Consider the following 12053-nt stretch of genomic DNA (forward strand, 5'->3'; position numbering starts at 1 on the left):
CGTTCCCATACCGAACACGGAAGTTAAGCTCTCTAGCGCCGATGGTAGTTGGGACCTTGTCCCTGTGAGAGTAGGACGTCGCCAAGCAACTAAAACACGAGTCAAATGACTCGTGTTTTTTCGTGTTTTATTTTATAATCCATAGTAATAAAAAATGTGTTTAAAGTATTCATATTTTGTTTAAATACAGGGGAATGTGGCTAGGATAGTGAATAAGCAAAAGAGTTGCAAATTTTATTAATACGTATATAATTAAAGTCAAAGATAGTCAAAGTCAATAAAGGTGGCGGATAAATGAGAAATATATCTGATATCATTGAGAAATATCTAAAGCAAGTTATTGACTTAAGTAATAATAATGTGATTGAAATCAAGAGAAATGAGATTGCGGATCGATTCGAGTGCGTACCATCTCAAATCAATTATGTAATCAATACCCGTTTTACGTTAGAAAGAGGATTTGTAGTAGAAAGTAAACGTGGTGGAGGAGGTTACATTCGCATTATAAAAGTCAAACTGCATGATGATATAGACATTATTGATCAAATGCTTCATATGATTGATCATAGCGTTGCGCAAGGGAATGCAGAAAGTATGATTATACGTTTAATAGAAGAGGGAATCATAACAAATCGTGAAGCGAAACTGATGTTAAGTGTAATAGACCGTTCTGTATTATCAATGGATGTTCCTTCTCGAGATGAACTTAGGGCTCGAATATTATGCGCAATGTTAAGAACACTGAAATATAAATAAATATAACTTTTGTAAAAGATTGATAACTAAGATAAAGCAGTTAAATATTGTAGAAGTTTTGAAAAAGAACATGCACTTTTATTTAAATGGATTCAGGAAAGCGAACAATCTAGTAATGTATGAAAAGTACCATGAGATAGAGCGTTCCTGTTGTAAAGGTGGGGATAGTGATGACTTGTCAAAACTGTAACATAAGACCAGCAACTTTACATTATACAAAAGTAATTAACGAGAAGAAGGCGGAAGTTCATCTTTGTGAGCAATGTGCAGAGCAAAGTGGCTATACGTCTTTCTTTCAATCATCGCAGTCTAACTTTTCATTTCATGATTTATTTGCTGGTTTATTACACGGTGAATCAACAATGTTTGAAGAAGGAAAAAATGGATTTTCAAATGCAGATATAGTAAGGTGTCCAGATTGTAAGATGACATATGAACAATTTACAAAAGTCGGACGTTTTGGCTGTTCTTCTTGTTACGATACATTTAAGGAGCATTTAAAGCCATTATTAAAACGCCTTCACGGTGGGCATACAGAACATTGTGGAAAAATTCCGGAACGTATAGAAGGAAATATCCACTTAAAGAAAGAATTAGATGAACTAAAACTTATTCTGAAACAATACGTACAGAAAGAGGAATTTGAGAAAGCTGCAGAGGTAAGGGATAAAATCCGAGGTCTTGAAATACAGCTTAGTGAGCATAGGGAGGGGGAATAATTCTATGTCACTGGACAAAATTATGAACGAAGCAATTAGTCCATGGATGAAGGGGGATGGCCCTGATTCTGATATTGTTTTAAGTAGTCGAATTCGTTTGGCTCGTAATTTTAAACAATATCAATTTTCCACTATGCAAAACGAAGAAGAAGCTAAACAGATTCATGAACTATTCAAAAAGAAATTTATAAATAAAGCAGTAGGGTCCTTTGGGGAGTTTGGACTATTAAAGATGAATGAATTAACCCCTCTTCAAAGGAGAGTTTTAGTCGAAAAGCATTTAATTAGTCCAAATCTTGCAGGGACAGAATATGGAGCATGTCTACTATCAGAAAGTGAACATATTAGTGTTATGCTTAATGAAGAAGACCATATTCGGATTCAGTGCCTATTTTCAGGATTACAGTTATCAGAGGCGCTTCAAAGCGCCAATCAAATAGATAATTGGATTGAGAAAGAAGTTGAATACGCTTTTGATGAGTCACTTGGATATATTACAAGTTGTCCTACTAATGTTGGCACAGGGTTAAGAGCTTCTGTGATGATTCATTTACCGGGACTGGTTTTAACAAAAAGAATTAGCCGTATTATACAAGTAATTCAAAAATTAGGGTTAGTAGTAAGAGGAATATACGGTGAAGGTAGCGAAGCGTTAGGTAATATATTTCAAGTTTCAAATCAAATGACGCTAGGAAAGTCTGAAGAAGATATTATTGCAGATTTAAAGAGTGTCATTCAACAAATTATACAGCAAGAAAAAATAGCTAGAGAATTAATTGTACAAAATTCAAGTATTGAACTTGAAGATAAGGTTTATCGTTCTTACGGCATACTAGCAAACAGTCGTTTAATTCAATCTGCAGAAGCAGCCAATTGCTTATCGGATGTACGACTTGGTATTGATCTAGGATATATAAAAGGTATATCGAGAAATATTTTGACTGAGCTAATGGTTCTTACACAACCAGGTATTTTACAACAATACGCAGGTGGACCTTTAGGGCCAGAAGAAAGAGATTATCGAAGAGCAACCTTAATCCGTGAGCGATTACGTATTGAAAAAAACTAAGCGCAAGTAGGAGGCGATTTCTATGATGTTTGGAAGATTTACAGAAAGAGCACAGAAAGTATTAGCTTTATCTCAAGAGGAAGCAATTCGTATTGGGCATAATAATATTGGAACAGAACATATTTTACTTGGGCTTGTACGCGAAGGTGAAGGAATTGCAGCAAAAGCATTAATTGCTCTTGGATTAAGTCCAGAGAAAGTTCAAAAAGAAGTAGAAGCGTTAATTGGGCGTGGAACAGAAGCTTCTCAAACTGTACATTATACACCTCGTGCTAAAAAGGTTATTGAATTATCTATGGATGAAGCGCGTAAGCTAGGCCATTCTTACGTTGGAACAGAACACATTTTACTCGGTTTAATCCGTGAAGGTGAAGGTGTAGCAGCACGTGTTTTAAATAATTTAGGTGTAAGTCTAAATAAAGCAAGACAACAAGTTTTACAACTTCTTGGAAGTAATGAAGCTAGTTCAGGTCATCAAGGTGGTTCAGCATCAAATGCAAATACACCGACACTTGACAGTTTAGCAAGGGACTTAACAGTTGTTGCGCGTGAAAATCGCTTAGACCCTGTTATTGGACGTGGTAAAGAAATTCAACGTGTAATTGAGGTATTAAGCCGTAGAACGAAAAACAACCCAGTATTAATTGGTGAGCCTGGTGTAGGTAAAACGGCAATCGCAGAAGGATTAGCACAGCAAATTGTAAATAATGAAGTTCCTGAAACTTTAAGAGATAAGCGTGTTATGACACTAGATATGGGTACAGTGGTAGCTGGAACGAAATATCGCGGTGAATTTGAAGATCGTTTAAAGAAAGTGATGGATGAAATTCGCCAAGCAGGCAATATTATTCTATTTATTGATGAGCTTCATACATTAATTGGTGCAGGTGGAGCAGAAGGTGCAATCGATGCATCGAATATTTTAAAACCATCTTTAGCACGAGGAGAGTTACAATGTATTGGGGCAACAACTTTAGATGAGTATCGTAAATATATTGAAAAAGACGCGGCTTTAGAAAGACGTTTTCAACCAATTCATGTTGATGAGCCAAGTTTAGAAGAATCGATTCAAATCTTGAAAGGTTTACGTGATCGTTATGAGGCGCATCACCGTGTATCTATTACAGATGACGCTATTGATGCAGCTGTAAAACTTTCAGATCGTTATATTACAGATCGCTTTTTACCAGATAAAGCAATTGATTTAATTGATGAAGCTGCTTCAAAAGTTCGCTTACGTTCTTATACAACACCACCAAACTTAAAAGAGCTTGAAGTGAAGCTTGAGGAGATTCGAAAAGAAAAAGATGCAGCTGTACAAAGTCAAGAATTTGAAAAGGCTGCATCCTTACGTGATATGGAGCAACGCTTACGTGAGAAGTTAGAAGATACAAAACGTCAATGGAAAGAGCAACAAGGAAAAGAAAATTCAGAGGTTACGGTAGAAGATATTGCAAATGTCGTTTCTACATGGACGCGTATCCCAGTTTCTAAACTTGCACAAACAGAGACTGATAAATTATTAAATTTAGAATCCATTCTCCATGATCGTTTGATTGGTCAAGATGAAGCAGTAGTAGCTGTAGCAAAAGCTGTTCGTCGTGCAAGAGCAGGATTAAAAGATCCGAAGCGCCCAATTGGTTCATTTATTTTCTTAGGGCCAACAGGTGTAGGTAAAACAGAACTTGCAAGAGCACTAGCAGAATCTATGTTCGGTGATGAAGATGCAATGATTCGCATCGATATGTCAGAATACATGGAGAAGCATTCTACTTCCCGTTTAGTTGGTTCTCCTCCAGGATATGTTGGATATGAAGAAGGTGGACAATTAACAGAGAAAGTTCGTCGCAAGCCATATTCAGTTGTCTTATTAGATGAGGTAGAGAAAGCTCATCCGGATGTGTTTAATATTTTACTACAAGTATTAGAAGATGGTCGTTTAACAGATTCTAAAGGACGTACAGTTGATTTCCGTAATACGATTGTTATTATGACGTCTAACGTTGGTGCCGAGGCGTTAAAACGTAACAAACATCTTGGATTTAATGTACAAGATGAAAGCCGTGATTATTCGGATATGAAAGGTAAAGTAATGGATGAGCTGAAAAAGGCATTTCGTCCAGAATTCTTAAACCGTATTGATGAAATTATCGTATTCCATATGCTTGAGAAAAAACATATTCAAGAGATTGTAACTCTTATGGTAAATCAGTTAGTTAATCGCTTAAAAGAACAAGAAATCGAATTGCACTTAACGGAAGGGGCAATTTCAGCTATTGCAGATAAAGGATTTGATCGTGAGTATGGCGCTCGTCCACTTCGCAGAGCAATTCAGAAACATGTAGAAGATAGACTATCAGAAGAACTTTTAAAAGGTGCTATTGAGAAAGGACAAAAAGTTATCTTTGATGTAGAAGGAGAATCATTTGTCATTCATAGTGCGGAAAAGGTAAAATAAGTATAGACAAACAAAGAGGGCTACGCGATAGCCCTCTTTCTTGTACGAGAAGGATAAACGTTTATAGACGAAAGTGAAGTGAACTATAAAAAGGTATGGCTAAAAAGAAAACGAAATTTATATGTCAAGAATGTGGTTATCAGTCACCAAAATATATGGGTAAATGTCCTGGATGTGGTCAATGGAATACACTTGTTGAAGAAATGGAGCCAGTTGTATCATCTAGGCGCCTTAATTACGCGAATGCAATTCAAACGGAAGTAACAAAACCAAGACGTCTTACCGAAGTAGAAACAAAGTCTGAGGCACGTATTGAAACGGAATTTCAAGAGTTTAATCGTGTGCTTGGTGGTGGAATTGTAGATGGGTCCTTAGTGCTTATTGGTGGAGACCCTGGGATTGGAAAATCAACATTACTATTACAGATTTCATCACAATTAGCAGATTCTTCATATGATGTATTATACATATCGGGTGAGGAGTCGGCAAAGCAGATTAAACTTCGTGCAGATCGTTTGCATGTAAAGGGTAGCAATCTATTTGTTGTAGCAGAGACAGACCTGCAGCGTATTGCAGCACATATTGAAGAGATGAATCCAGCTTTTGTTGTTATTGATTCTATTCAAACGATACATTTACCTGAAGTGACGTCAGCACCAGGAAGTGTGGCACAAGTACGTGAATGTACAGCGGAATTAATGAAACTTGCAAAAACAAAAGGAATCCCTATTTTCATTGTCGGGCATGTGACAAAAGAAGGAGCAATTGCAGGACCTCGTATGTTAGAACATATGGTCGATGCAGTTCTTTACTTTGAAGGAGATCGACACCATACGTATCGTATTTTACGGGCTGTGAAGAACCGTTTTGGTTCCACGAATGAAATGGGTATCTTTGAAATGAAAGAGCTTGGTCTTGCGGAAGTTTTAAATCCTTCTGAAATCTTCCTTGAGGAAAGGCCGGTTGGTGTTGCAGGATCAACAGTAGTTGCTTCAATGGAAGGAACAAGACCGGTTTTAGTAGAAATACAAGCATTAATCTCCCCTACTAGTTTTGGAAATCCTCGAAGAATGGCGACGGGAATTGATCATAACCGCGTTTCGCTTATTATGGCAGTATTAGAAAAAAGAACAGGTTTACTATTGCAAAATCAAGATGCATATTTAAAAGTAGCTGGTGGTTTGAAATTAGACGAACCGGCAATTGATTTAGCGGTGGCTTTAAGTATAGCCTCAAGTTTTAGGGATAAATCTACGGCACCAACTGATGCAGTAATAGGAGAAGTAGGATTAACTGGAGAAATAAGAAGAGTATCAAGAATCGAACAACGTGTACAAGAAGCGGCTAAATTAGGATTTCAACGTGTTATTATTCCTAGAAAAAACTTAGGAGGATGGACAATTCCGGATGGGATTGAGGTTGTAGGTGTTTCTAATTTAGGAGAAGCGCTTCGTTTGACATTAGGAGGCTAGGCTATGGAAGAAAATAAGCAACGTGTCAAAAGTATGATTAATATTTTACAGCTCGTGGCCCCAGGAACACCACTGCGTGAAGGGATAGATAATGTACTTCGCGCACAAACAGGGGGGCTAATTGTTCTTGGATATAATGAGCAGATTAAAAGTATTGTGGATGGTGGTTTTCACATTAATTGTGCATTCTCTCCTGCTAGTTTATATGAATTAGCAAAAATGGACGGGGCACTTATTTTAAATGAAACGGGAAGTAAAATTTTAATAGCGAATGCACAGTTAGTTCCAGAGGCATCTATTGATTCTATTGAAACCGGTATGCGTCACCGAACAGCAGAACGTGTAGCGAAGCAGACGGGCAGCCTTGTTGTGGCCATTTCACAAAGACGTAACGTAATTACGCTATATCAAGGGAACTTACGTTATACACTAAAAGATATAGGGGTTATTTTAACAAAGGCAAACCAAGCTATTCAAACGTTAGAAAAATATAAGGCTGTATGGAATGATGGTATTACGAATTTGGGCATTCTAGAATTTGAAGAGGTCGTTACAATGTCTGAGGTAGTTCACGTTTTACATAGTGTTGAAATGGTACTGCGTATTAAAAATGAAATATTGAGCTATATTCATGAGCTAGGAACAGAAGGTAGGTTAATTCGTTTACAGCTTACAGAATTACTAGCTGATTTAGAAGCAGAGGCAGCATTGTTAATTAAAGATTACCATCAGGAGAAAACACAAGACCATCATCAAATTTTGAAAAAGTTACAGGACCTTGCAAATACACAACTTTTAGAGGATAGTGATTTAGTTAAATTACTTGGTTACCCAGGGCAAACCAGTTTAGAAGAAAGTGTGACGCCAAGGGGATATCGAATTACAAGCAAAATCTCTCGTGTTCCGCCACTTATCATTGAAAATTTAATTAATCGATTCAAAACGTTGCAAGGAGTTTGTCGCGCGACTATTCATGAATTGGATGATGTGGAAGGAATTGGGGAAGTAAGGGCGAAGAAAATACGAGAAGGCCTAAAAAGAATTCAAGAGCATCTATATATGAGTAGACACAATTAAGAATATTACATTGATTCCATAATATAACGACACTAGAACATTTTTGGTATATGATATGATATATTGGTAAATAAAACTATTTATAAAAAAACACGTCCGCTTTTGCATTCGGCGTTTTGATTAGCGAAACAATGGTTAATAATGAGTAGGAGGTGGTTGGATGTTAAAACGGATCGTACAGCTCTTCTTTCTAGTGATCGGGGGAGCGTTAGGGATTTACTTAATCCCAAAAGTTATTAATGTATTAGACATCGGTGCTGTTCCTTTATTGGAAGGATCGTATGTTCGTGCGATTATTGGTGCAATTATTTTATTTTTAACAACATTTTGGCTTGTAGATTATATTGTTCAACTTATTAAGCATATTGAAGAGGCTCTTGTAAAGGCGCCTGTAGCAGATGTTTTATTTGGTACATTAGGATTGATCTCTGGTCTTATTGTTGCATATTTAATTTTAATACCGATTCGTGAATTTACAATTCCGGTTATTAGTACGGTATTGCAAGTGTTCTTCACTCTTTTACTTGGATATTTAGGATTCCAAGTAGGATTTAAAAAGAGGAATGAATTGCTAGGATTATTTACATTACCCCAACGCGGAGGTAAGAAGAAAAATAATAACGAGAACGAAGAGGCAGAAGCAGAAAAATCTACGACTCATTGGAAAATTCTCGATACGAGTGTAATTATCGATGGACGTATTGCTGACATTTGCCAAACGAAGTTTTTGGAAGGAACAATTGTGATTCCACAATTCGTATTAGAAGAGCTTCAGCATATTGCCGATTCTTCCGATGCTTTAAAGCGTAATCGTGGTCGCAGAGGACTAGACATTTTAAATCGTATTCAAAAAGAGATGCCGATTCCGGTAGAAATTTATGAAGGCGATTTCGAGGATATCCAAGAGGTGGATAGCAAACTTGTAAAGTTAGCAAAAATCACCGGTGGAACTGTAGTAACGAATGATTTTAACTTAAATAAAGTTTCTGAATTACAAGGAGTAACAGTGTTAAACATTAATGATTTAGCTAATGCAATTAAACCAGTTGTACTCCCTGGCGAAGAATTAAATGTTTATGTTGTGAAAGATGGTAAAGAGCAAAACCAAGGTGTTGCGTACTTAGATGATGGTACGATGATTGTAGTAGAAGATGGTAGAGAGTATGTAGGTTCGCAACTTAATGTACTGGTTACTAGCGTATTACAAACATCAGCTGGTCGTATGATTTTCGCAAAACGTAAATTATTAGAAAAAGCATTATAGGTAGAGGATTATTAATATGTATACATTAATTATTCCGGCAGCCGGCCAAGGAAAGCGGATGGGTGCTGGCAAAAATAAGTTGTTCTTACTTATAAATGAAGTACCGATTATCGTTCATACATTACGTGCTTTTGAAAGAGATAAAGCGTGCAAAAGTATTGTTATGGCAATTAACGAAGAGGAACGCCCGTATTTTGAAGAATTAATGCAGAAGTATCCGATTGAAAAACAGGTACAATTTATTCAGGGTGGAGCCGAAAGACAAGATAGTGTATATAACGCGATTCAGCATGCGAGTGATGTTGAATACGTTCTTGTACATGACGGAGCGCGCCCATTCGTAACGAATAAAGTGATTCAAGATGTATTAACAGCAGCAGAAAAATATGGAGCTTCCATTTGTGCAGTGCCAGTAAAGGATACAGTTAAGAAGGTAGAGCAAGGTGTTGTTGTCGAAACGGTAGAACGATCTCAGCTTAAGGCTGTACAAACACCGCAAGGGTTCTCTGTTTCTCTTTTGCTAGAAGCTCATAGAAGTGCAAAACAGAGCTGTTTTCTTGGTACAGATGATGCAAGTCTCGTGGAACGTATTGGAAAGCAAGTAGGTGTAGTAGAAGGGAGTTACTATAATATTAAAGTGACGACTCCAGAGGATTTACTAATTGCTGAAAGTTTCCTTCATGTTCTGAAAAAATAGCCGTGATGGTGTATAACAAAGAAAAGCTCGGCAATGGCCGGGCTTTTCTTTGTAAGGATATCGATATAATATAGAGTCATAAAGCTCAGTGGTTTAGCTCAAGGAGGATGTAAAGAATGTTTCGAATTGGACAAGGTTTTGACGTGCATGAATTTGCAGAAGGTAGACCGTTAATTATTGGCGGAATTACAATTCCACACGAGAAAGGATTAATCGGCCATTCAGATGCAGATGTATTGTTACATACGATTGCTGATGCATGTTTAGGTGCCATTGCAGCAGGAGATATCGGAAAGCATTTTCCTGATACAGACCCAGCTTTTAAAGATGCAGATTCAGCTGTATTGTTGCAAAAAGTTTGGGAATTTGTGCGTGAACAAGGTTACGAGTTAGGGAATTTAGATTGTACAATTATTGCTCAAAAGCCAAAAATGGCACCGCATATTGAAAGTATGCGTAAACGTATTAGTGAACTGTTAGAAACGTCTATAGATAACATTAATGTAAAGGCAACTACAACAGAAAAATTAGGATTTACAGGTAGGGAAGAAGGAATTGCCTCTCAAGCAGTGGTATTATTACAGAAAAAATAATGGTTTTTAATTCGTAAGATGGATAATCACATTTTTTTGTTGTACAATTATAGAATGTGTAGACATTAAGAATGGAAGGTGTACCAATTATGGAAAAGCAAGTGAGAGTGCGCTATGCGCCAAGTCCAACAGGACACTTACATATCGGAAATGCGCGTACGGCATTATTTAATTATTTATTTGCTCGTCATTTAGATGGCAAGTTTATTATTCGTATTGAAGATACTGATGTAAAACGTAACGTGGCTGGTGGAGAAGAAAGCCAATTAAAATACTTAAAATGGCTCGGTATGGACTGGGATGAAGGTGTTGATGTTGGCGGTGAATTTGGACCATATCGTCAAACGGAGCGTTTAGATATTTATAAAAAATTATATCTAGATTTATTAGAGCGTGGTTTAGCTTACAAATGTTATATGACAGAAGAAGAGCTAGAAGCAGAGCGTGAAGGACAAATTTCTCGTGGTGAAACACCTCGTTATGCAGGTAACCACCGTGATTTAACTGAAGAACAAATGAAAGAATTTGAAGCTGAGGGACGTATTCCGAGTATTCGTTTCCGTGTACCAGCTAATCGTGATTACACATTCAAAGACATCGTAAAAGACGAAGTTGCATTCCATTCAAATGATTTTGGTGATTTTGTTATCGTGAAAAAAGATGGAATCCCAACTTATAACTTTGCGGTAGCAGTAGATGATCACTTAATGGAGATTACACATGTACTTCGTGGTGATGATCATATTTCAAACACGCCAAAACAAATGATGATTTATGAAGCTTTCGGTTGGGATATCCCACAATTCGGTCATATGACTTTAATTGTAAATGAAAGTCGTAAAAAATTAAGCAAGCGTGATGAATCTATTATTCAATTTATTGAGCAATATAAAGAGCTTGGATATCTTCCAGAAGCAATCTTTAACTTTATTGCGCTATTAGGTTGGTCACCAGTAGGTGAAGAAGAAATCTTCTCTAAAGATGAGTTTATCAAAATGTTTGATGCAGCTCGTTTATCAAAATCACCTGCATTATTTGATTCTCAAAAACTAAAATGGATGAACAACCAGTATATGAAAAAGCAAGATTTAGATACGGTTGTAGAGTTAAGTTTACCGCATTTAGTGAAAGCTGGACGTGTGGGAGAAACTTTAAGTGAACAAGATCAAGATTGGATCCGTGGTGTAATTGCTTTATACCATGAACAAATGAGTTTTGGAGCTGAAATTGTAGAGCTTTCTGAAATGTTCTTCAAAGATCATGTTGATTATGAAGAAGAAGGACAAGAAGTATTAAAAGGTGAACAAGTACCAGAAGTACTTCGTGCATTTGCTGGTCAAGTAGAAGCACTAGAAGCGATGGAACCAGCAGCAATTAAGGCGGCTATTAAAGCAGTTCAAAAGGAAACAGGTCATAAAGGTAAAAACTTATTTATGCCAATCCGTGTTGCAACTACTGGTCAAACACATGGTCCAGAGCTTCCGAATGCTATTGCACTTCTTGGAAAAGAAAAAGTTTTAAATCGTCTTCAAAAAGTAATTGGTTAACATTTTCTAGGTTTAGAAATATAATAAGTATACTTAAAACCTAATAAGGAAAAGCGACGAGAAGGAGAAGTAGAAAATCAGGCTTTTTACAGAGAGAACCACCTTTAGGCTGGAAGTGGTTTATAAGCGGATTTTTGAAATGCCCCTTCGAGTCTTCTGCTGAACAGTAAATTGTTTTGCGAAACGTCTTAGGGCGTAAAGTAAGCAGAAGCGGTGTACACCGTTATCAGAGATGAGTTTGAGGCTTTTTTAGCCTAAACAGAGTGGAACCGCGCTTATAAGGCGTCTCTGTCAATATGACAGAGGCGTCTTTTTTTATACCGTAAAACTGGGTATGAGTATAAATTTTATCTACGTGTATAAAGATTTAGGGAGATAAGTAGGGAGTTAGTTCATTCGAA

At 36.9% G+C, this 12053-nt stretch carries 10 protein-coding genes, 1 rRNA gene and 1 other annotated feature; all 11 genes read left to right on the forward strand.

The annotated features are described in order from the left end of the window. Window positions 1-87: ribosomal RNA gene (gene rrf / locus BUA87_RS28000) — 5S ribosomal RNA — on the forward strand; the annotation flags it as partial. Between the two features lie 207 nt (window positions 88-294). Then, window positions 295-756 (forward strand): transcriptional regulator CtsR, encoded by a 462-nt coding sequence (gene ctsR, locus BUA87_RS28005; protein ID WP_072941460.1) that lies wholly within the window; start codon window positions 295-297, stop codon window positions 754-756. 170 nt (window positions 757-926) lie between these two features. Next, the gene (locus tag BUA87_RS28010; protein WP_000128385.1) at window positions 927-1475 is read left to right on the forward strand and encodes a protein-arginine kinase activator protein McsA; all 549 of its coding nucleotides are present in this window, start codon (window positions 927-929) and stop codon (window positions 1473-1475) included. Window positions 1476-1479: 4 nt separating this feature from the next. Continuing rightward, window positions 1480-2544 carry a protein-arginine kinase McsB gene (locus tag BUA87_RS28015; RefSeq protein WP_000050836.1) on the forward strand — a complete coding sequence of 355 codons (1065 nt, stop codon included), beginning with the start codon at window positions 1480-1482 and terminating at the stop codon, window positions 2542-2544. Window positions 2545-2566: 22 nt separating this feature from the next. Beyond that, a complete protein-coding gene (gene clpC, locus BUA87_RS28020; RefSeq protein WP_000971170.1) occupies window positions 2567-5002 on the forward strand; it encodes an ATP-dependent protease ATP-binding subunit ClpC in 2436 nt (811 codons plus the stop codon). Between the two features lie 95 nt (window positions 5003-5097). Next, complete coding sequence (radA, locus tag BUA87_RS28025) at window positions 5098-6474, forward strand: DNA repair protein RadA (RefSeq protein WP_001085199.1); 1377 nt, start codon at window positions 5098-5100, stop codon at window positions 6472-6474. 3 nt (window positions 6475-6477) lie between these two features. After that, complete coding sequence (gene disA, locus BUA87_RS28030) at window positions 6478-7551, forward strand: DNA integrity scanning diadenylate cyclase DisA (RefSeq protein ID WP_000392164.1); 1074 nt, start codon at window positions 6478-6480, stop codon at window positions 7549-7551. Window positions 7552-7711: 160 nt separating this feature from the next. Then, on the forward strand, window positions 7712-8815 hold the full coding sequence (locus BUA87_RS28035; RefSeq protein ID WP_000919679.1) for a PIN/TRAM domain-containing protein: 1104 nt from the start codon (window positions 7712-7714) through the stop codon (window positions 8813-8815). Window positions 8816-8831: 16 nt separating this feature from the next. Next, window positions 8832-9512, forward strand: a complete 681-nt coding sequence (gene ispD, locus BUA87_RS28040; protein ID WP_000288307.1) for a 2-C-methyl-D-erythritol 4-phosphate cytidylyltransferase — start codon at window positions 8832-8834, stop codon at window positions 9510-9512. 116 nt (window positions 9513-9628) lie between these two features. After that, window positions 9629-10105 (forward strand): 2-C-methyl-D-erythritol 2,4-cyclodiphosphate synthase, encoded by a 477-nt coding sequence (ispF, locus tag BUA87_RS28045; RefSeq protein WP_000488386.1) that lies wholly within the window; start codon window positions 9629-9631, stop codon window positions 10103-10105. Between the two features lie 89 nt (window positions 10106-10194). Beyond that, window positions 10195-11652, forward strand: coding sequence for a glutamate--tRNA ligase (gene gltX, locus BUA87_RS28050; RefSeq protein WP_000415150.1), 1458 nt, complete (start codon window positions 10195-10197; stop codon window positions 11650-11652). 47 nt (window positions 11653-11699) lie between these two features. After that, window positions 11700-11945 (forward strand) — a binding site (T-box leader). Window positions 11946-12053 lie beyond the last annotated feature (108 nt).

The organism is Bacillus sp. bc15, from assembly GCF_900142585.1.
GTDB classification, from domain to species: domain Bacteria; phylum Bacillota; class Bacilli; order Bacillales; family Bacillaceae_G; genus Bacillus_A; species Bacillus_A cereus.

Excerpts from the sequence above, each read along its gene's own strand:
- BUA87_RS28035 (WP_000919679.1), top strand. The coding sequence starts at position 7,712 with ATGTTAAAACGGATCGTACAGCTCTTCTTTCTAGTGATCGGGGGAGCG.
- disA (WP_000392164.1), top strand. The coding sequence starts at position 6,478 with ATGGAAGAAAATAAGCAACGTGTCAAAAGTATGATTAATATTTTACAG.
- BUA87_RS28015 (WP_000050836.1), top strand. The coding sequence starts at position 1,480 with ATGTCACTGGACAAAATTATGAACGAAGCAATTAGTCCATGGATGAAG.
- BUA87_RS28010 (WP_000128385.1), top strand. The coding sequence starts at position 927 with ATGACTTGTCAAAACTGTAACATAAGACCAGCAACTTTACATTATACA.
- clpC (WP_000971170.1), top strand. The coding sequence starts at position 2,567 with ATGATGTTTGGAAGATTTACAGAAAGAGCACAGAAAGTATTAGCTTTA.
- radA (WP_001085199.1), top strand. The coding sequence starts at position 5,098 with ATGGCTAAAAAGAAAACGAAATTTATATGTCAAGAATGTGGTTATCAG.
- ispD (WP_000288307.1), top strand. The coding sequence starts at position 8,832 with ATGTATACATTAATTATTCCGGCAGCCGGCCAAGGAAAGCGGATGGGT.
- gltX (WP_000415150.1), top strand. The coding sequence starts at position 10,195 with ATGGAAAAGCAAGTGAGAGTGCGCTATGCGCCAAGTCCAACAGGACAC.
- ispF (WP_000488386.1), top strand. The coding sequence starts at position 9,629 with ATGTTTCGAATTGGACAAGGTTTTGACGTGCATGAATTTGCAGAAGGT.
- ctsR (WP_072941460.1), top strand. The coding sequence starts at position 295 with ATGAGAAATATATCTGATATCATTGAGAAATATCTAAAGCAAGTTATT.